The following is a 20922-nucleotide window of genomic DNA, read 5'->3' as shown; positions in this document are numbered from 1 at the left end:
TTGTCATGACATCGCCAGCAGCCGAGCTGCATCCGGCTCCGGATATCGCGCCCGGCAGCGTCATCCTCGAACTGCGCGGCCTTGAGAAGAAATATCCCGGCACCCACGCGCTCAAGCCTGTCGACCTCGCTTTCCGGACCGGTGAGATACACGCCATCGTCGGCGAAAACGGCGCCGGCAAGTCGACGCTGATCAAGCTCCTGACCGGCGTCATGCCGCGCACCTCCGGCGAGGTGATGTGGGAAGGCAAACCTGTCGCGCTGGCCACGCCGCACGAGGCGATGGCGCTCGGCATCAACGCCGTGCATCAGGAAGTCGTGCTGTGCAGGCACCTCACGGTCGCCGCCAACATGTTCCTCGGCGAGGAGAATGTCCGCTACGGCCTGCTGCAGCAGCGCGCCATGGTGCGCGATGCGCAGAAGATCATCAACGATCTCGGCTTCGACCTGCCGGCGCATGTCATGCTCGGCGATCTCACCATCGGCCAGCAGCAGCTGATCGCCGCCGCCCGCGCCACCGTGCGCGGCACCAAGTTTCTCATCTTCGATGAGCCGACCGCCTACCTGACCCGCAAGGAGGCGGACCAGCTTTTCGCGCTCATTCGCCGGCTGAAATCGGAAGGCGTCACCATCATCTACATCTCCCATCGCATGGAAGAGGTGTTCGAGCTTGCCGACCGCGTTTCGGTGCTGCGCGACGGCACCTATGTCGGCACCCGCAACATCGATGAAACCGACGACGCCGAACTCGTGCGGCTGATGATCAATCGCTCGATCGAGCAGATTTACCACAAGGAACATTTCGATCTCGGCCCGGTGATCCTCGAAACCAAGAACCTTTCCGGCAAGGGCTTCGAGGACATCTCGATGACCGTCCGTTCAGGCGAGATCGTTGGCCTCTACGGCCTGATCGGCGCCGGCCGCAGCGAGTTCGTCACCACCGTCTATGGCCGCCATGCGAAATCCGCCGGCTCGGTCCTGTGGGACGGCAAGGAAGTCTCCATTGCCTCCGAGCACGATGCGATGCGCCTTGGTATGGCGCTGGCGCCCGAAAGCCGCCGCGACCAGGGCCTTTGCCTCAACCTTCCAGTCGGCTTGAACCTCAACCTGCCGATCTACAAGCGCATCTCCAGAAACGCGCTGATTTCCGGCGCGCAGGAAAAGCAGCAGGCCGAGCGCCAGATCGCCGGCCTGCGCATCAAGACGCCGAGCCGCCATGCGCTGGCGTCCAGCCTTTCCGGCGGCAACCAGCAGAAGATCGTCATCGGCAAGTGGCTCAACCATGGCGCCCGGCTGTTCATCTTCGACGAACCGACCGTCGGCGTCGACGTCGGCACAAAGGCGGAAATCTATCGCCTGTTCAGTGCGCTTCTTTCGGAAGGCGCCGGCATCATCCTGATCTCGTCCTACCTGCCGGAAGTGTATGAACTGGCGGACACGCTGCATGTGTTCCGCCGCGGCAGATTGGTGGCCAGCCACGGCTTCCACGAAGCCAGCCACGAGGAAATCCTCAGCGAAGCGCTGGAGGCAGCAAAGCAGAAACACGGGGAGCAGCCATGAGCACCGAAACCTTGACGGTCGAAAAGCCGAAGCGGAACTACAATGTCCTGTTCGGCCTCACTCTGCTGGCTCTTCTGGTTCTCCTGTGGATCGCGCTTTCGCTGGCGACGCCGAGCTTCGCCTCATCCACCAATATCACCAACCTGCTGCGCCAGGGTTCGATGATCGCTATTCTCGCGGTCGGACAGACCTTCGTCATCATCACCGGCGGCATCGACCTGTCCGTGGGCGCCATTGTCGGATTCTGCACGGTCATCCCGGCCATGATGATCAATGCCGGCTGGCCGGTCTGGCTGGCTGTGCTGGCGACACTTTGCGTGGGTCTCGCCATAGGCGTCTTCCACGGATTCGGCATCGTCAAGATGGGCCTGCCGCCGTTCATCATCACGCTGGCGACACTCACCTCGCTGCGTGGCATCGGCCTGCTGATGACCGGTGGCAGTTCAATTTCCATCAACAATGACGCCTTCCAGGAGTTCTCGCGCAATTCCTTCCTCGGCGTGCCGAACCTGTTCTGGATGGTGATCCTGGTCGGCGTTCCGGCCTATATATTCCTGCATCACAGCCGCTGGGGCCGCTATCTGTTCTCGGTCGGCTCCAACGCCGAGGCCTCGCGACTGTCGGGCGTCAACGTTTCGCGCACCATCTACATGGCGTACACGCTGTCGGGCCTGTGCGCCGCCTTCGTCGGAGTGCTGCTGGCCTCGCGCATCGGCATTGGCAATCCGACGCAGGCCGAAGGCTGGGAACTGCAGGCCATCGCCTCGTCGGTCATCGGGGGGACGTCCCTCTTCGGCGCCATCGGCTCGGTGCATGGCCCCCTGCTCGGCGCCTTCATCCTCGCCACCATCAACAACGGCGCCAACCTGCTGAACGTGAATTCGTTCTGGCAGCGCGTCATCACCGGAGCGCTGATCATCATCATCGTTTACTTCGACGGGCTGCGCCGCCGCGGGAAGTGATCGAGACTTGCGCGCAATGTCTCCGGAGCCCCGGCTCCGAAGACAGGAAAATCATTGGAACATCGCATGAAAGCCGTCATCTGCCGGTCGCCCGGCGAACTCGTCTTCGAGGACCGTCCCGAACCGGACGCTCCGCCTCCCGGCTGGGCCCTGGTCGCGGTCAGTCATGTCGGCATATGCGGCACCGACTACCATATCTTCGAAGGCAAGCACCCGTTCCTCGCCTACCCGCGCATCATGGGCCATGAGGTTTCCGGAACGGTGCTGACTGCCGGCGCCGGCGTCGCCCTGGAGGCGGGCACACCGGTCATCGTCAACCCGTACATTGCTTGCGGCCATTGCGTCGCCTGCCGGCAGGGCAAGCCGAATTGCTGCGTCCGCATCGAGGTCTTGGGCGTCCATCGCGACGGCGCGATGTGTGGAAAAATTCTCGTCCCGGCCGATAATCTTTATCCTGCCAACGGTCTTTCGCTGGCCGAAGCGGCGGCGGTGGAATTTCTTGCCATCGGGGCGCACGCGGTGCGGCGGTCCGGCGCGGTTGCCGGCAGCAGGGCGCTGGTGATCGGCGCTGGTCCAATCGGCCTTGGCGCGGCGATCTTCGCGAGCATCGCCGGGCTGGAGGTCACGCTCCTCGACATGAGCGCCGAGCGGCTGGACTTCGCCGCGAGCCTTGGCTTCGGCGCGCTGAACGGCAGCGATGCCCCGGCAGCGGAGCTGGTCCGCAACGCCACCGGCGGCGACGGTTTCGAGACCGTCTTCGACGCCACCGGCAACACGCAGTCCGTCCAGTCGGCCTTCGCTCATGTCGCGCATGGCGGCGCGCTGGTGCTGGTCAGCGTGGTGAAGGACGACATCACCTTTTCCGATCCGGAATTTCACAAGCGCGAAATGTCGGTCATCGGCAGCCGCAATGCGCTGCGCGCCGATTTCGAGCATGTCGCGGCGTCGATCCGCTCCGGCGCGGTGCCATTGGACAAGCTCGTCACCCATCGGACCACGCTGGAAAACACGCCCCGCGATCTGGCGCGCTGGGCGCACGAGAAATCGGGCCTCATCAAGGCTGTTATCGAGATTGGAGCTTAGTTGAAGCGGTTGCGAGCGGCAGAACACCGCTCGCCACAATGTCAAACGATCTCCTAGAGCTTCGTCCAGGCTCCATTCTTCTTCGATGATTTCACGCAGGCCTCAATGAAGGCGACGCCTTCGACGCCGTCCTGCACAGTGGGGAAGACGACATCCTTACCCAGCTTGCCGCCCTTCTTGCGCGCCGCGCGGATGGCGCGGGCGGCTTCCGCATAGATGTTGGCGAAGCCTTCGAGGTAGCCTTCCGGATGGCCTGACGGCACCCGGCTGACCCGCGCCGCCGAAGGCATGGCGCCCGCGCCGGCGCGCGTCAGCAACTGCTTCGGCTGCCCGAACGGCGTGAACCAGAGGTAGTTCGGATCGGCCTGCACCCACTCCAGCCCGCCCTTGGAGCCATAGACGCGCAGCTTCAGTCCGTTCTCATGGCCGGGCGCCACCTGGCTCGCCCACAGCATGCCCTTGGCCGTATGGGCCTTGCCCTTCGCCTTGAAGCGCAGAAGCACATGCGCATTGTCGTCGAGCTGGCGGCCAGGCACGAAGGCGTCGATATCCGCCGACAGCGAATCCAGCTCAAGCCCCGAAACGAAACGAGCGAGATTGTAGGCATGGGTGCCGATGTCGCCGAGCGCGCCGCCGGCGCCCGACTGCTTGGGATCCGAGCGCCAAGATGCCTGCTTCTGGCCTGTCGCGGCGAGATCCTCGGTCAGCCAGTCCTGCGGGTATTCCGCCTGCACGACGCGGATGTCGCCGAGCATGCCCTTGGCGACCATTTCCTGTGCCTGCCGCACCATTGGATAGGCGGTGTAATTGTGCGTCAGCACGAAGACCTTCCCGGTCTTCGCCACCAGCGCCGCCAGCTTTTTCGCCTCGGCCAGCGTCGCCGTCAGCGGCTTGTCGCAGATGACGTTGATGCCGGCCTCCAGGAAAGCCTTCGCCGCCGGGAAATGCACATTGTTGGGCGTCACGATGGCGACGGCCTCGATGCCGTCCGGCCGCGCGGCCTCTGCCTTCGCCATCTCGGCATAGGAAGCGTAGCTGCGCGCCGGATCGAGCCCGAGTTCGGCCGCCGAATCCTTGGCGCGTTCGGCGTTGGACGATAGCGCGCCGGCCACCAGCACGAATTCGTTGTCCATGCGCGCCGCGATGCGATGCACCGCGCCGATGAACGCGCCCTGCCCGCCGCCGACCATGCCGAGCCGGATCGGCCCACTGCCCGATTCAACCTTTGTGCTGCTGACCATGTGTCTTCTCCGTTGTTCGGCAGTCGGCAGTCGGAACTACATATCAACCGACACCACCTTGTCGGGTGGTCCTACTGCCGATTGCCTATTGCCGACTGCCGCTCGTTCAAATCCCCATCATGGCGCGAAGCAGCTTCTTGTCCGTCGTGCCGCCGGCGAAATCATCGAACGCTTTCTCCGTCACGCGGATGATGTGGTGCTGGATGAACGGCGCGCCCTCAGCCGCGCCGTCCTCCGGGTGCTTGAGGCAGCATTCCCACTCCAGCACCGCCCAGCTGTCATAGCCGTATTGCGCCAGTTTCGAGAAGATGCCGCCAAAATCGACCTGTCCGTCGCCAAGCGAGCGGAAACGGCCGGCGCGATCCACCCAGCCCTGGTAACCGGAATAGACGCCCTGCCGGCCGGTGGGATTGAATTCGGCATCCTTCACATGGAAGGCCTTGATGCGCTCGTGATAGATATCGATGAACGCCAGATAATCCATTTGCTGCAGCAGGAAATGCGACGGGTCGTAGTTGATGTTGCAGCGCTTGTGGCCGCCGACCGCGTCGAGGAACATCTCGAAGGTCGCGCCGTCGAACACATCTTCGCCGGGATGGATTTCGTAGCAGAGGTCGACGCCATTATCGTCATAGACATCCAGGATCGGTTTCCAGCGCTTGCCGAGTTCGGCGAAAGCCTCTTCGATCAGTCCGGCCGGCCGCTGCGGCCACGGATAGAGATAGGGGAACGCCAGCGAACCGGAGAAAGATACCGAGGCCGTGAGGCCGAGATTCTTCGACGCCTTGGCGGCGAACTTCATCTGCTCGACAGCCCATTTCTGCCGCGCCTTGGGATTGTTGTGCACGCTCGCCGGCGCGAAACCGTCATACTGGGCGTCGTAAGCCGGATGCACGGCAACAAGCTGGCCCTGCAGATGCGTGGAAAGCTCGGTGATCTCGACACCCGCATCGGCGCAGATGCCCTTCACCTCGTCGCAATAGGTCTTGGACGACGCCGCCTTCTTGAGGTCGAACAACCTGCCGTCCCAGGTCGGGATCTGCACACCCTTGTAGCCAAGGTCGCCTGCCCACTTTGCAATTGCGCCAAGCGAATTGAACGGCGCGTCATCGCCCGCGAACTGCGCCAGGAAAATGGCTGGCCCCTTCATCGTCGTCGGCATCGATATCCTCCCTGCTCTGTCGCCGCGACCGCGGCGCGCGGATTAAGACATGGATGGAAGCCAATGGCGACAGCCCGTATGGTAGAATTTTCATTCGTGTATTTTATCGGTAAGATGCGTGACTCAGCGGGGCGTCTGAGATCTTTTGACGTGTCGATATCCTTCGCATCATGCGGCCAAAGGCCCAGGATCGAAGTCGTCCGGATGCGCGGCCGCCACGGGCGACTGGTCGCAACAAGCACTGCGCACCAACGTCAAAAACGGCTTGCTTCTCCGGCGGGCAGGCGGCCGCTCCAGAATTTCTCTCTCGCGTTTCGCAGCCTCGGGTTGGTAGTGCACTGCTTGCAGCAGGATTCGTTCCTCAATGCCGTCGCTGTTGGTCAGGACGAAATCCTGTCCCTCGGCCAAGCCGAGCAGGGCGAGACCGCGTGCTGTGGTGATCGGCAGAAACAGGCCGACCGGCGACGTCATGCGGTCATGCGAGATGACGCGTCTGTCCGGATTGCGCCCATTGACGCTGAATGTGACGCGACTGCTCAGGGTCGCGACGTTGCCAGGAACGTCTTCGCGGAAGACCACCCTGGCGGTTTCGATTTTTCGCGCCAAGATCGGCGCCAGCGGATTTTCCCTGCCGACGCAGCGGTCACGCATGACTTCCAGTATGGTGAAATCCTTGGTGGTCAGAATACAGGTTTGATTCGACATCGCAGTTCTCCATCGCCCCGCCTATCGGGGCGGTTGCCTTGAAAACGGAATGGAAACCCCTGGCCGCGATGCGCGGCGCAGGGGTTACGATCCTGCGATGAGGCACCCTCCAAACAGTGAGAGGCGGCAAGGCGGCCCGGATGCCGTCATGACGCCGTCCTGAAAACAGCATCCTCCTGCGGCTCGTCAACCGCAGGCGAGTTCACGGTTTCTACCGTGAGGCGATGGACCCGCTTGTCGCGCGCAGTCCAGTCGATCGACTGGCCAGCCGACAGGCCGATAAGGGCCGCGCCGATAGGGGTGAGGATCGATATTTTACCCTCTCCGATGTCCGCTTCGCCCGGAAACACCAAGGTGACCCGCCGGCGTTCGCCGAGATCGCTGGTAAACTGCAGGGTTGAGCCCATCCGGACGACGTCGGGGGCGATCTTCCTGTCGTCCACGACGCGCGCGCGGTCGAGTTCCGCAAGCAGAACCTCCGCTACATCCGGATTGATGACGGCTGAGGATTCCGCAAGCCGCGACAGGCGCTCATGGTCGGAACGGGTCATGGTGATGGCTGGCTTGCGCTGTCTGTTGGTACCGGGAGCCAATTTTGTGGCCTCCTATTGTCGGCACGGGAATGCTGGGCGCAACCCGTGCGTGATCTTGTTACTTGGATGAATGGATTGTCGCCTTTGCGGCGTTCGGCTACCCGATGCGGGAACCAGCCGCTGCCCCACGACCGGGGCGCGACGCGACCTGGCCGGGGGTCATATGCCCGCGATGGGGCACGCCCTTTCGATGAGTAGAGTGAAGCGGTCGGTCGACATTGGACGAACGTGGGACCTTCGATCCCCAAAGTCAAGGATTGTGGCAGCCGCACCCGGAAAGCCCGTCAGCGTCTGGAAGGATATTCCGCGAATAGCGTTTGGCAGAACCGATTGCTCAAAAAATAATGGCGCGAGCGCCAATTTCTTCTCTGGCCAAAGCCCTCCCATAGGCCATAATCGCCGCGCCGATCTTTCAGCCGCAGTATCGGATGAATGAGCATAGCGCCGCAAATTGCGCCAGAGCGTTGGAGTTGTTTCATGCCGCAGTTCATCGTTTCCCGCCGCACTTTGATGGCAGGGTCCGCCGCGCTCCTGGCATCGACCGCCCTGCCCAGCATCGGCCGGGCGCAGACGAGAGGCGGAAGACTCGTGGTTGCCGCCGATTCCGAGCCGCCGAATCTCAATCCGGCCATGGTTGCGTCGAACGGCGTGTTCTTCATTTCCAGCAAGGTGGTCGAGCCGCTGGCGGAAGCGTCCTATGATGGCAAGGACGGCCTCGCACCCCGCCTCGCGGTGAGCTGGGAAGGCGCCGCCGACGGATTGTCGGCGACCTTCAAGTTGCGCGAAGGCGTAAAGTGGCATGACGGCAAGCCCTTCACCGCGGCCGACGTCGCCTTTTCGGCGTTGCAGGTCTGGAAGCCTCTGCAGAACCTCGGCCGCACCATCTTCAAGGATCTTATCGCCGTTGATACGCCGGACGAACTGACCGCCGTCTTCAAGTTCGGCAAGCCGACGCCGTTCCAGCTCATCCGCAACGCGCTGCCTGTGGTAACGAGCGTCGTGCCGAAACATATCTACGAAACCGGCAAGATCGCGGACAATGCGGCCAACACCGCACCCGTGGGAACCGGTCCGTTCAAGTTCGCCGAACACAAGGCCGGCCAATATTACCGATTGACGAAGAACGAGGATTACTGGGGCGACAACCAACCCCTTCTGGACGAGATCGTCTACCAGGTTCTGCCCGACCGCGCCGCGGCGGCCAGCGCACTGGAGGCGGAAGAAATCCACCTCGCCGCCTTCTCGGCCGTGCCGCTCGCCGACCTCGACCGGATTTCGAAGGTCCCAGGCCTGCAGGTCATCACCAAGGGCTATGAAGGTCTGACATACCAGCTGGTCGTCGAGATCAACCATCGCCGCAAGGAACTCGCCGACCTGAAGGTACGCCAGGCAATCGCCCACGCCATCGACAAGGATTTCGTCGTCAGGACCGTGTTCCTCGGCTACGCCGCCGCCGCCACCGGCCCGGTGCCGAAGAACGACCCGCAATTCTACACGCCCGACGTCGAGACCTATCCGTTCGACGTCGCCAAGGCGAACGCGCTGCTCGACGAGGCCGGGTATGCCAAGGGCGCCGACGGCAAGCGCTTCTCGCTCAAACTGCTGCCGGCGCCCTATTTCAACGAAACAAAGCAGTTCGGCGATTATCTGCGCCAGGCGCTCGCCGCCATCGGCATCGACGCGCAACTGGTGAACAACGATTCCGCCGCGCACCAGAAGGCGGTCTACACCGAGCACGCCTTCGATCTGGCTGTCGGTCCCCCGGTGTTCCGCGGCGATCCCGCCATTTCCACCACCATCCTGGTGCAGAGCGGTATTCCGGATGGCGTGCCCTTCTCAAACCAGGGTGGCTACAAGAACGAAGAGCTGGACGGCATCATCGAGAAGGCTTCGGAAACGCTCGACGCGAATGCCCGCACTGAACTTTACAAGGAGTTCCAGAAGAAGGTCGCGGCCGACCTGCCGCTGATCAATGTGGCGGAATGGAGCTTCATCTCGGTTGCCCGCGACAGCGTCAAGAACATCGCCAACAATCCACGTTGGGCGGTGTCCAACTGGGCCGACACGGCGGTGGAGGGGTAGGGTCGGTTCATTTTTATATGCGGACGGGTTGCCGCCGGGATTGGGCAATGATCAAGTCTATAGGTGAACGTTCTCTGTTTTCCTTCTCCGTCCGACCGTAAAGCGCGGCCATGAACCGTGCTGTCCGTCTCCTGCGCCGCCGCCTCGCCGGCTCGATGTTCGTGCTGCTGATCGTCATCTTGGGCACGTTCTTCCTGCTGGAAGCCGCACCCGGCGACGCCGTGGACGCCTATATCGGTTCCATCGGCGGCGATGCCGGCCTTGCCGAGTTGCTGCGGCAGCGCTGGGGACTCGACCAGTCGACAGGGACACGTCTGGCGGCCTATCTGTGGGCGCTTCTCCATCTCGATCTCGGTCAGTCCGTCGCCTTATCGCGCCCGATCCGCGACATACTGCTTGAGCGGCTGCCCAACACACTGCTGCTGATGGGCAGCGCCACCGCGCTTTCCTTCTTCCTGGGATCTGCTCTGGGCATCGTCGCCGGCGCGCGGCCCGGCTCCTTCCGCGACCGATTCCTGTCGATAGGCTCGCTGGCGCTTTATGCGGTGCCCGGCTTCTGGCTGGCACTGGTTTTGGTCATCGTCTTTGCCGTCGATCTGCGCTGGTTTCCCATCGCCGGCATCGAGACCATCGCCTCCGGCAAGACCGGCCTCGCCCGCGCTGCCGACATCATCCACCACCTCGTCCTGCCCGTGACGGCGCTCGGCTTCATCTATCTGGCGCTTTATCTGCGCATGATGCGCGCCGGCATGGCGGAGGTCTGGCGGCAGGATTTCGTTCTGGCCCTGCGCGCACGCGGCATTCCTCGCCGGCGCATCGTGCTCGCCCATGTCGCCCGCAACGCACTCTTGCCACTGGTCACCATGCTCGGGCTTCAGTCAGCGCAGATGCTGGGCGGCAGCGTCGTCATTGAAAGCGTGTTCTCGGTGCCCGGGCTCGGTCGGCTGGCGCAGGAAGCGGTGACCGCGCGCGATACGCCGCTTCTGCTCGGCATCATCCTGATCAGCGCCGTGCTCGTCGTCGTCATCAACCTGATGGTCGATCTCGCCTATGCCTTCCTCGATCCGCGCGTCGGCGCCAGCGAGGCCAGCGCGTGAGCCTTGCTGGCTTTTTCCGTACGCCGGAAGCGCTGGCTGGCGCAATCGTGTTGGCTCTGCTGGCTGCCATGGCGCTGGCCGCGCCGCTCTTTTTTCCCGGCGACCCGCAAGCCATCGCAGGCCCGGCTCTCGTACCGCCATTTCAGGATTGGGCATTTCCGCTGGGAACCGATCGGCTGGGCCGCGATGTCCTGGCCGAACTTTTTCACGGGGCCCGCACCTCGCTCGCCGTGGGGCTCGCCGCCGCCGCTGCTTCCCTAGCGATCGGAACGATCGTCGGCACGCTGGCCGGTTTTACCGGCGGACTGATCGACGAAATCTTGATGCGCATAACCGATGCTTTCCAGACTGTACCCGGTTTCCTGCTGGCGCTGGCCTTCGTCAGCGTCGTCGGCCCGTCGCTCGGCGTGGTGGTTATCGCTATCGCCCTTTCGGCCTGGACGGGGCCGGCCAGGGTCGCGCGCGCCGAAGTGCTGTCGATTCGCGAGCGCGACTATGTCGCCAATGCCCGCGTTGCCGGCATGCACCCGCTCGTAATCGCCTTCCGCGAGGTGCTGCCGAATGCGCTGCCACCGGTGCTGGCGCTGTCTTCGGTCGTGGTCGCCGGCGCCATCCTGACCGAGGCGGCGCTGTCCTTCCTCGGTCTCGGCGACCCCAACCGCGTCACCTGGGGCGGCATGATCGCCGAGGGCCGCGCCGTGTTGCGCACCGCGCCTTTCCTCTCCATTGCGCCGGGCGTCATGCTGGTATTCACCGTGCTCGGCGTCTATCTCGCAGGCGAAGGAGTCGTCGAAACCTCGGCCGTCAAGCGGGGGCTCGCATGAGTGGGGCGGAGCTTTCACCCTCGCGGTCGCCGTTTCTGTCGGTCCGCGACTTGACCATTGCCTATCGCGGCAGCGATGCCTCCGCCATCCGCGATGTCAGCATCGACGTTTTGACCGGTGAATGCCTCGCCCTGATCGGCGAAAGCGGCTCCGGCAAAAGCACACTTGCCCTTGCCGTGGCCGGCCTGCTTCCGGCTTCAGCACGAACAACCGGACGCGTGGAATGGCCCGGCCTCAGCCGCGCGGCACTGGGCGGAAGTGACATCGGCTTCGTGTTTCAGGACCCCGCCGCCAGTCTCGATCCGGTAATGAGCGTCGGCAGGCAGGTTGCCGAAGTTGTGCGAACCCATCTGGGTCTCGGTTGGCGTGAGGCCTATGGCGAGGCGATCGAATTGCTCGCCCGTGTCAAACTGCCGGAAAGGACATTCGACGCCTATCCGCATCAGCTCTCCGGCGGACAAAAACAGCGGGTCGCCATCGCCGCCGCCATTGCCGGGCGCCCGCGCCTGCTGATCGCGGACGAGGCGACAAGCGCGCTGGATACGATCACCCAGGCGGAGATCGTCGCGCTGATCGCCCGGCTGGTGGCCGAGGATGCGATGACGCTTCTGTTCATCAGCCATGACATTGCACTCGCCGCCGAGATCGCCGACCGCATGGCCGTCTTCCGGGATGGTCAATTGCTGGAACTGGGCCGAACCGGCGACGTGATCGACAATCCCCGCCACGACTATACGCGCATGCTGCTCGCATCGCATATCGGCCTCGATGCCGCTCCGATGCGAGGGGCTCTTTGATGGCCGAGAAATTGCTCACAGTGTCGGGCCTTGCCAAGCGCTTCGGTCGCCTTGGCGCCGATATCGCGGCTGTGGAACAAGTGGGCTTCGATCTTGGCCCGGCGGAAACGCTGGCGCTGGTCGGGCCGTCCGGCAGCGGCAAGTCCACCATCGCGCGCCTGCTGCTGCGCCTGATCGAGCCGGACAAGGGAAGCATCATCTTCGAGGGCGAGGATTGGCTGGCCTTGCGCGGCAGCGTCCTCCGCGCCAGGCGCGCGCGCTTGCAGATGGTGTTTCAGGATCCGCTCTCGGCCTTCAACCCGCGCACCACCGTGTCGGGTGCCTTGGAAGACCCGCTGAGCATCCACGCCATGGTTCCGCGCACAATGCGGCCCCAGGCTGTCTCCGCATTGCTGGACCGGGTCGGATTGCCCTCCTCGCTGGCGTCGCGCGCCATTCATGAGATTTCCGGCGGCCAGCGCCAGCGAGTCGCCATCGCCCGCGCCATTGCAACCAAACCGTCGCTGATCGTGCTTGACGAGGCCGTCTCGGCGCTCGATGTCTCGGTGCGCGGAAAAATCCTCGAACTTCTGGGCGACCTGCAAAGGCAGGACCGCATCGCCTATCTCTTCATTTCACATGATATCGCGCTGGTGCGCGCTTTCGCCCGTCGCGTCGCCATACTCGATGCGGGGCGCATCGTTGAACAAGGGGAAGCGCGAGCAGTGATCGATGCGCCACAGTCGGCCGTCGGCAAGGCGTTGCTGGCGGCGGCGCCCAGACTTCACAGGGACAAGACAAAGGAAATACCGTGACACAGGACGACAACGCCGCGCTCGCCGCGAGGGTCGAAAAGCTGGCTGCCGAACTGGAAGCCGCCTTCCGCAACCGCGCAGATCTCTACCGGCTGCTGCTGGAAGAACTGACTCACGAAATCGGGGCTGAGGCAGCCGAAGCGTTGATGACGCGCACCGTAACGCGATACGGACAGGAAGTGGCCGCGGCAGCCTTCGGTGGCTTTGGCCCGCATGACGCGAAGGCGCTGGGCGAGGCGTTCCTGGCCGCAAGCCCGAATGGCGGGCACATGTATCCGACGGATGTCGAACGTGGCGCGGACGAAATCACCTTCAAGGTGCGGCGCTGCCCGCTGAAGGACGCCTGGACCGCCGCGGGTGTCGGCGACGAGAAACTGACGACACTCTGTCGCATCGCCGGCGCCTTCGACCGCGGCCTGTTCGAAGCGACCGGGGTACGGTTCAGCAACGTGACGTGGTCGCCTAGCCATAGCTCCGGCTGTTGCCGCATATCGTTGGCGAATGGCAATAAGTAAGTATTGACTTACTTATTTTTCTCCTTGCCGCAACTCTACGCGCCTGATCTTCCCTGAAATCGTCTTCGGCAGCGCATCGACGAATTCGATCTCGCGCGGATATTTGTACGGTGCGGTAAGCTTCCTGCAGAAATCCTGGATGTTTTTGGCCAGCTCCTCGCTCGGCGCAAACCCCTTGGCGAGAATGACATAGGCTTTGACGATCTGGCCGCGCGTTTCATCCGGCTTGCCAATGACAGCGCTCTCGGCCACCGCTTCGTGCTCGATCAGCGCACTCTCAACCTCGAAGGGGCTGATGCGGTATCCCGCCGATGAAATCAGATCGTCGGAGCGGCCGACGAACCACAGATAGCCGTCCTTGTCGCGTCGGGCCGTGTCGCCGGTATAGTACCAGCCGTTTCGGAACGAGCCGGTATCCAGCGCCGCCCCAGTATAATAGCCGTGGAACAGCCCGCCCGGATAGGGATCGGTGACCTTGACCGCGATATGCCCGACCTCTTCGTCCGCCACGCGGTTGCCGTCGTCGTCGACGACATCGACATCATAGCCGGGAACCGGCCGTCCCATCGAACCGAAACGCACCTCCTCTCCCGGATAGTTGGCGACGATGTTGATCGTTTCCGTCTGGCCATAGCCATCGCCGATCACGGTGCCGGTAGCCTTCTTCCAGATGCGCATGACTTCCGGGTTGAGCGGTTCACCGGCGCCCAGCGACCGGCGCAGACTGGACAAGTCATATTTCGTCAGGTCGAGTTGCGCGAACAGCCGATAGACCGTGGGAGGTGCGCAGAACGTCGTAACCTTCAGCTTACCGATAAGCTTGAGATGCATGTCGGCGTCGAACGCGCCTTCGCCATTGTAGAGCACGATCGGCGCGCCCAGCAGCATCTGCGGAAACAGCATCCCCCATGCCGCCTTCGCCCAGCCTGTATCGGTCAGCGACCAATGCCCGTCGGTCGGCCGCAAATCCATCCAGAACAGGCCGGTCGCCGCATGCGCCAGCGCATAGCCATGGTCGCGGGGCACCATCTTCGGCATCGATGTCGTGCCGGAAGTGAAATAGGCCATCATTAGGTCGGTCGCGTTCGTGTCGGCCGGGCGCTCGAAACGAGGCGCGGCGTCGCTCAGCAGATCGTCGAGCGACATCCAGCCTTTACGCTCGCCATCGACCAAGATGAGCGTCTTCAGCGTCGGGCACTTGCCGGCGATCTGTTCAACCTTGTCGCAATGCTCGGATGTGACGATCGCCATCGTCGCGCCGGAATGGTTCACCCGATATTCGATGTCGTGGGCGGTGAGCAGGTTGGTTCCGGGCATCGAGATGACGCCGGCCTTCATGCAACCGAACAGGACCGTATACCAGGCCGGCACCCGGCCAATGACGACGCAGGCGAAATCGCCCCGCTTGGCGCCCAGCGCCACGAGCGCGTTGGCGAAACGGCTGGAGCTGTCCGAAAGTTCGGAATAGGAGACGTGCCGCACCGTTTCGCCGTCGCGCGACACGGCAATGACCGCGGTCCCATCATTCCTGGCCGCGCGCTCGTCAATGATATCGAAGGCGAAATTGAAATTATGCGGCGTTTCAAGCCGGAAATTCTTGCGCGCATGCGCGTAATTGCGATCGACTGACGAAAAATCCATGCGTCTCCTCCTTGAAAAGCACAGTGGCCTCTATCGCCTGTTCCTCGGGTAGCGCGATCGCGCCGACATTGCCATCGAACCAAAGACTATAGGAACCGGGACTCTCTTTCCAATGAATGGGTCGGGGGCAATGTCCCGCAACAACTTCGGATAAAAGGGCCTATTTGGCAGTCTGCGGCGCCTTGCCATAACCACCCGGCGTCGGCGTGCGGACTATGACAGCATCCCCTTCTTCCAGGGTCGTACGGTCGCAGCCTCCCAGAGGCTGCACAGCGCCGGATCGCCGCCGCACCGAATTCTCTCCAACCTGGCCTGGATCGCCGCCCTCCAGCCCGAAAGGCGGAATGCGGCGATGCCCACTCAGGATCGACATCTCCAGCCTCGCGCGCGCTCGGATCGTCCGCTGTACGCCGTCGCCGCCGGACCATTTGCCGCGCCCGCCGGAATTCGGCCGAATATGGAAATCCTCCAGCACCACGGGAAAGCGGGTTTCCAGAATCTCGGGGTCGGTCAGTCGGGAGTTCGTCATATGCGTGTGGACGGCATCCGTCCCATTGAAGCCGGGACCAGCCGGCGAGCCGGAGCAGATCGTTTCGTAATACTGAACCGTGTCATTGCCGAAGGTGAGGTTGTTCATGGTGCCTTGCGCGGCGGCCATGGCTTTGGTCGCGCCGAAGAGGCAATTCGTCACCGCCTGACTGACCTCGACATTCCCGGCCACCACGGCGGCGGGATAGCGGGGCGAAAGCATCGAACCCGGTGGAATGATCATCCTGATTGGCCGCAAGCATCCGGCATTCATCGGGATATCGCCCTTCACCAGCACGCGGAAGACATAAAGCACGGCCGCGCGCGTCACCGGTTCGGGCGCGTTGAAATTATCGGCGCGCTGGTCCGACGTGCCGGTGAAATCAACCGTGGCTTCACGCTTGGCGCGGTCGATGGAAATCCTGACCTTGATCACGCAGCCCTGATCCATCTCGAGGGTGAACTCGCCGTCCGGCAATTGGTCCAGGACGCGGCGAACGTTTTCCGCGGCATTGTCCTGCACGTGCCCCATATAGGCCTGCACGACATCGTTGCCGAATTGCTCGATCATCTTGTCGAGTTCAGCGGCGCCCTTCTCGTTGGCGGCGACCTGCGCCTTGATGTCGTTGACGTTCTGCGTCAAATTCCGCACCGGGTACGGTCCGTCGGTCAGCAGCGCCGACAATTCCCGCTCGCGGAAACGGCCCTCGTCCACCAGTTTGAAATTGTCGATATAAATGCCCTCTTCCTCGATATTGACCGCCAGCGGCGACATCGAGCCCGGCGCGATGCCGCCAATATCAGCATGGTGGCCACGGCTGGCGACCCAGAAGCGGACATGCCTGCCTTCCGGATCGAACACCGGCGTGCAGACGGTCAGGTCAGGCAAATGCGTGCCGCCATTATATGGGGCATTTATGAGAAAGACGTCGCCCGGCCGGATGACCTCGTTGCCGCGGATGATTGCCGCCACCGACGCATCCATCGAACCCAGATGCACCGGCATATGCGGCGCATTGGCGACCAGATTGCCCTCAGGATCGAAGACGGCGCAGGAAAAGTCGAGCCGCTCCTTGATGTTCACCGAATAGGCAGTGTTCTGCAGCGTCACGCCCATCTGCTCGGCGATGGACATGAACAGGTTGTTGAAGATTTCGAGCAGGATCGGATCCGCGTCCGAGCCGATGGCGGTCGGCTTCGGCAGCGGCTCGATGCGCATGAGAAGCATATGGTCCTTCGGCGTCAACCGTGCCTGCCAGCCGCTTTCGACCACGACGGTCTGGTTCGGTTCGACGATGATCGACGGGCCGGTGACGGTATCACCCACTTCGATCTCGTCGCGCAGGACGACGGCGGCATCGTGGAACGCGCCCTGCGAGAAGAACCGATGCTTGCGTCTCGCGATCGTCTCGCGTCCTGCCTTCGCTTCGCCATCTTTTTCGACGGCGGCTCCGCCTCCACCCACCGCTTCAACCTCCACCGCGTCGACGACCAACCCTCTCGTATCGTCAATGAAGCCGAAACGACGCTTGTGCAGCTTTGCGAATTCATCCCGCAGGCGCTTGGCTTCGTCCCGGGGTGGATAGATCGCCTCGACGGGGATGGCCGTATCCGTTCCTTCATAGCGAATGTGCGCGCGCACATGCACACGCGCCGCTTCCTTGGCGATACCTTGCGCCGACAGCTCGGCAAGGCAGGCGGCCTCCAGTTCGCCGGCGAGGTCGGCAATGATGCCGGGAGCCTCGCAATCCAGCCGCACACCCGCCGATTTCTGCCGCGAGGCTCGTATGTCGGCCAGCCCCATGCCATAGGCAGACAAGAGCCCGGACATTGGGTGAATGAGGATGCTTTCCATGCCCAGCGCATCGGCCACCAAGCAGGCATGCTGCCCGCCCGCCCCGCCGAAGCAATTGAGCGCATAACGGGCCACGTTGTAGCCGCGCTGGACGGAGATCTTCTTGATCGCCTCAGCCATGTTGGCGACGGCGATGCGAATGAACCCGTCGGCCAACTCTTGCGGCGACCGGTCGTCGCCGAGATCGGCGGCGATCTTTTCAAACCGGTCTTGAACGATCGCAGCGTCCAGCCGTTCATCCTGATTCCTGCCGAACAGGGGAGGAAAATAGTCCGGCACGAGTTTGCCGAGCATGACGTTGGCGTCTGTCACCGTAAGCGGTCCGCCATTGCGATAGCAGGCAGGTCCGGGATTGGCGCCGGCCGAATCGGGACCAACACGGAATCGGCCGCCATCGGCGTGCAGGACCGAACCGCCGCCTGCCGCGACCGTATGGATCAGCATCATCGGCGCGCGAACGCGCACGCCAGCAACTTGCGTTTCGAAGGCGCGCTCATATTCGCCGTCGAAATGCGCGACATCGGTCGACGTACCGCCCATGTCGAAACCGATGACCTTGTCGAAACCGGCCGCGGCGCCGGTCTGCGCCAGGCCGACGACACCGCCTGCCGGACCGGAAAGGATCGCATCCTTGCCCTGGAACATTTCGGCGGCCGTCAGCCCGCCCGACGACATCATGAACATGATGCGCGCGCCGGTGCGTTCGATGTCGAGCTCCCGCGAAACCTGCGAAACATAGCGCGACAAAACCGGCGACAGATAGGCGTCGACCACGGTCGTATCGCCACGGCCGACATATTTCAGCAGCGGCGACACTTCGTGACTCACAGAAACCTGGGAAAATCCCTTGTCGCGAGCGAGCCGCGCCACGACTTGTTCATGCTGCGGAAACTTGTAGCCATGCATGAAAACGATGGCGATGGCGTCGAAGCCTTGGCTCTTCAGCCGATCCAGTTCTCGTTCCGCTGCCGCTTCATCGAGGGGAAGCTCAACCTCACCCTCCGCAAGGATGCGTTCTTCCAGATCGACCGTTTCTGCATAAAGCGCCTCGGGCTTGACGATCTCGGTGGCGAAGATGTTGCTCCGCTCCTGATAACCGATCCGGAGCGCATCCCTGAACCCCCTGGTGGTAATCAACGCCAACCGCTCGCCCTTGCGCTCGAGCAGGGCGTTGGTGGCCACCGTCGTGCCCATGCGGACTTCGCCTATCAAGCCTGCCGGGATAGCGGCTCCATCATCAAGGCCGAGCAGCAGCCGGATGCCATGGACGGCTGCATCGCCATAGGCCTGGGGATTTTCAGACAACACCTTGCGCGCATGGAGAGCACCGGCGGGATCACGGCCAATCACATCGGTGAACGTGCCGCCGCGATCGACCCAGAAATCCCAAGCATCATTCGCCATCCCAACTCCACCACGACCACGCTGTCCAGTCTCGATGACCTATAGCATCATCGTGTGGCAGGTCAGCACCCACTCACTCAAATCGGCGCGGGTGACGCATTGCAGTCCGAAGGCGGCTCTTCGCAGCGTCAGGACAACAAAAAACCCGCCAGACAAGGGATCTGACGGGTTGGATTTTAGGTGCAAGCAGTCCTGCGAAGTGAGGCTCATATTTCCAGTGATCTTAGTAGCCGGCGCCCCGGCAGACGAGTAGCTGGAAGCTAGCCCATCGCCAAAAAGAAAAAGCCCGGCGCAAGGCCGGGCTGATTTTGGTTGCGGGAGTAGGATTTGAACCTACGACCTTCAGGTTATGAGCCTGACGAGCTACCGGGCTGCTCCATCCCGCGTCAAATTATATAAGCAGACGCTTACTTTTAATACCTGCCGCCAAATGAAAAGGCCGCTTGCGCGGCCCGGAGTTCCCGTTTGGCGGGCCTATCGTGATCGAGAAGATTTTCGCCACATCGACCCAAAATCATTTCCGATCTTGGAAAGTACGATGTGAACTTAAACGTGCGCTTTGCAGACCTGGCAGCGACTTACTCTCCCGCGTCTTGAGACGAAGTACCATCAGCGCTGGAACGTTTCACGGCCGAGTTCGGAATGGGATCGGGTGCAGCCGCTCCGCCATAACCACCAGGTCGGCAAAGCGCACGTTTGTTTCGAGAAGCTGTTGTCTTTTGTGCCATCCACCGCTTTCGCGATGGGCATAAGGAATGAGAACGATCAAGCCGATCGAACTATTAGTACCGGTAAGCTTCAAGCGTTGCCGCTCTTCCACACCCGGCCTATCAACGTGGTCGTCTTCCACGGTTCTCAGGGAATACTCGTTTTAAGGTGGGTTTCCCGCTTAGATGCCTTCAGCGGTTATCCCGTCCGGATATAGCTACCCTGCTATGCGGCTGGCGCCACAACAGGTCCACCAGAGATCCGTCCATCCCGGTCCTCTCGTACTAGGGACAGATCCTTTCAATATTCCTACACCCACGGCAGATAGGGACCGAACTGTCTCACGACGTTCTGAACCCAACTCACGTACCGCTTTAAATGGCGAACAGCCATACCCTTGGGACCTGCTCCAGCCCCAGGATGCGATGAGTCGACATCGAGGTGCCAAACAACCCCGTCGATATGGACTCTTGGGGGTCATCAGCCTGTTATCCCCGGCGTACCTTTTATCCGTTGAGCGATGGCCCTTCCACGCGGGACCACCGGATCACTATGACCGACTTTCGTCTCTGCTCGACTTGTCAGTCTCGCAGTCAGGCAGGCTTATGCCATTGCACTCAGCGAACGATTTCCGACCGTTCTGAGCCCACCATCGCGCGCCTCCGTTACTCTTTAGGAGGCGACCGCCCCAGTCAAACTACCCACCATACATTGTCCCGGACCCGGATAACGGGCCGCGGTTAGACATCCATAGTAATAAGGGTGGTATTTCAAGGGTGGCTCCACCGAGGCTGGCGCCCCGGCTTCAAAGCCTACCACCTATCCTACACATGCCACTACGAATGCCAATGTAAAGCTATAGTAAAGGTGCACGGGGTCTTTCCGTCTAACCGCAGGAACCCCGCATCTTCACGGGGAATTCAATTTCACTGAGTCTATGCTGGAGACAGCGGGGAAGTCGTTACGCCATTCGTGCAGGTCGGAACTTACCCGACAAGGAATTTCGCTACCTTAGGACCGTTATAGTTACGGCCGCCGTTTACTGGGGCTTCGATTCAGAGCTTGCACCCCTCCTCTTAACCTTCCAGCACCGGGCAGGCGTCAGACCCTATACGTCGCCTTGCGGCTTCGCAGAGCCCTGTGTTTTTGATAAACAGTCGCTACCCCCTGGTCTGTGCCACCCCCCAATACTTGCGTACTAAGGGGTCACGCTTCTTCCGAAGTTACGCGTGCAATTTGCCGAGTTCCTTCAGCATAGTTCTCTCAAGCGCCTTGGTATACTCTACCAGTCCACCAGTGTCGGTTTCGGGTACGGTTTATAAGGAGGAGCTATTTCCTGGAACCACGCAGCAGCCCGTTCAATCCGATAAGA

The 20922-nt window shown here is 62.2% G+C and carries 15 protein-coding genes, 1 tRNA gene and 2 rRNA genes (1 of these 18 only partly in view); 9 read left to right on the top strand and 9 right to left on the bottom strand.

Annotated elements, in window-relative coordinates:
• Positions 1-5 precede the first annotated feature (5 nt).
• The 3 genes from J2X35_RS15420 (at position 6) to J2X35_RS15410 (ending at position 3604) form a co-directional block, all read left to right on the top strand.
• On the top strand, positions 6-1559 hold the full coding sequence (locus J2X35_RS15420; RefSeq protein WP_310187041.1) for a sugar ABC transporter ATP-binding protein: 1554 nt from the start codon (positions 6-8) through the stop codon (positions 1557-1559).
• The gene (locus tag J2X35_RS15415; RefSeq protein ID WP_056111896.1) at positions 1556-2521 is read left to right on the top strand and encodes an ABC transporter permease; all 966 of its coding nucleotides are present in this window, start codon (positions 1556-1558) and stop codon (positions 2519-2521) included. Before J2X35_RS15420 ends, J2X35_RS15415 begins: the two co-directional genes overlap by 4 nt.
• A gap of 66 nt (positions 2522-2587) precedes the next feature.
• A complete protein-coding gene (locus J2X35_RS15410; RefSeq protein ID WP_310187038.1) occupies positions 2588-3604 on the top strand; it encodes a zinc-binding alcohol dehydrogenase family protein in 1017 nt (338 codons plus the stop codon).
• 53 nt (positions 3605-3657) lie between these two features.
• On the opposite strand, the gene J2X35_RS15405 is transcribed toward J2X35_RS15410, so the two are convergent.
• The 4 genes from J2X35_RS15405 to rnk all read right to left on the bottom strand — a co-directional run bounded on the left by J2X35_RS15405 (position 3658) and on the right by rnk (position 7305).
• Positions 3658-4845 (bottom strand): Gfo/Idh/MocA family oxidoreductase, encoded by a 1188-nt coding sequence (locus J2X35_RS15405; RefSeq protein ID WP_310187035.1) that lies wholly within the window; start codon positions 4843-4845, stop codon positions 3658-3660.
• 106 nt (positions 4846-4951) lie between these two features.
• Positions 4952-6007 (bottom strand): sugar phosphate isomerase/epimerase, encoded by a 1056-nt coding sequence (locus J2X35_RS15400; RefSeq protein ID WP_310187032.1) that lies wholly within the window; start codon positions 6005-6007, stop codon positions 4952-4954.
• A gap of 168 nt (positions 6008-6175) precedes the next feature.
• Positions 6176-6712, bottom strand: coding sequence for a nucleoside-diphosphate kinase (locus J2X35_RS15395; protein ID WP_310187031.1), 537 nt, complete (start codon positions 6710-6712; stop codon positions 6176-6178).
• Positions 6713-6858: 146 nt separating this feature from the next.
• Positions 6859-7305 carry a nucleoside diphosphate kinase regulator gene (gene rnk, locus J2X35_RS15390; protein WP_310187029.1) on the bottom strand — a complete coding sequence of 149 codons (447 nt, stop codon included), beginning with the start codon at positions 7303-7305 and terminating at the stop codon, positions 6859-6861.
• Positions 7306-7782: 477 nt separating this feature from the next.
• On the opposite strand from rnk, the gene J2X35_RS15385 reads away from it, so the two are divergent.
• From J2X35_RS15385 to J2X35_RS15360, 6 genes are all read left to right on the top strand, one after another.
• Entirely contained in the window at positions 7783-9387 is a 1605-nt protein-coding gene (locus J2X35_RS15385; protein ID WP_310187026.1) for an ABC transporter substrate-binding protein, read from the top strand.
• Between the two features lie 110 nt (positions 9388-9497).
• Positions 9498-10484, top strand: coding sequence for an ABC transporter permease (locus tag J2X35_RS15380; RefSeq protein ID WP_310187023.1), 987 nt, complete (start codon positions 9498-9500; stop codon positions 10482-10484).
• Positions 10481-11308, top strand: a complete 828-nt coding sequence (locus J2X35_RS15375; RefSeq protein ID WP_310187020.1) for an ABC transporter permease — start codon at positions 10481-10483, stop codon at positions 11306-11308. Before J2X35_RS15380 ends, J2X35_RS15375 begins: the two co-directional genes overlap by 4 nt.
• Positions 11305-12105, top strand: a complete 801-nt coding sequence (locus tag J2X35_RS15370) for an ABC transporter ATP-binding protein (RefSeq protein WP_310187016.1) — start codon at positions 11305-11307, stop codon at positions 12103-12105. Before J2X35_RS15375 ends, J2X35_RS15370 begins: the two co-directional genes overlap by 4 nt.
• Positions 12105-12899, top strand: a complete 795-nt coding sequence (locus tag J2X35_RS15365) for an ATP-binding cassette domain-containing protein (RefSeq protein WP_310187014.1) — start codon at positions 12105-12107, stop codon at positions 12897-12899. Before J2X35_RS15370 ends, J2X35_RS15365 begins: the two co-directional genes overlap by 1 nt.
• The gene (locus J2X35_RS15360) at positions 12896-13414 is read left to right on the top strand and encodes an L-2-amino-thiazoline-4-carboxylic acid hydrolase (protein ID WP_310187011.1); all 519 of its coding nucleotides are present in this window, start codon (positions 12896-12898) and stop codon (positions 13412-13414) included. The genes J2X35_RS15365 and J2X35_RS15360 overlap by 4 nt, the downstream gene beginning before the upstream one ends.
• A gap of 12 nt (positions 13415-13426) precedes the next feature.
• Here the strand turns inward: J2X35_RS15360 and J2X35_RS15355 are convergent, their stop codons facing one another.
• The 5 genes from J2X35_RS15355 to J2X35_RS15335 all read right to left on the bottom strand — a co-directional run.
• Positions 13427-15055, bottom strand: coding sequence for an AMP-binding protein (locus J2X35_RS15355; RefSeq protein WP_310187009.1), 1629 nt, complete (start codon positions 15053-15055; stop codon positions 13427-13429).
• Between the two features lie 160 nt (positions 15056-15215).
• Positions 15216-18842, bottom strand: coding sequence for a hydantoinase B/oxoprolinase family protein (locus J2X35_RS15350; RefSeq protein ID WP_310187006.1), 3627 nt, complete (start codon positions 18840-18842; stop codon positions 15216-15218).
• A gap of 309 nt (positions 18843-19151) precedes the next feature.
• Positions 19152-19228, bottom strand: a tRNA-Met gene (locus tag J2X35_RS15345).
• Positions 19229-19407: 179 nt separating this feature from the next.
• Positions 19408-19522: ribosomal RNA gene (gene rrf, locus J2X35_RS15340) — 5S ribosomal RNA — on the bottom strand.
• A gap of 81 nt (positions 19523-19603) precedes the next feature.
• Positions 19604-20922, bottom strand: a 23S ribosomal RNA gene (locus J2X35_RS15335) (it continues 1479 nt past the right edge of the window).

Source organism: Mesorhizobium sp. BE184, assembly GCF_031457045.1.
Classification (GTDB): domain Bacteria; phylum Pseudomonadota; class Alphaproteobacteria; order Rhizobiales; family Rhizobiaceae; genus Mesorhizobium.
Note: the sequence above shows the minus strand (reverse complement) of the source record. Positions and strands in the feature narration are given on the sequence as shown.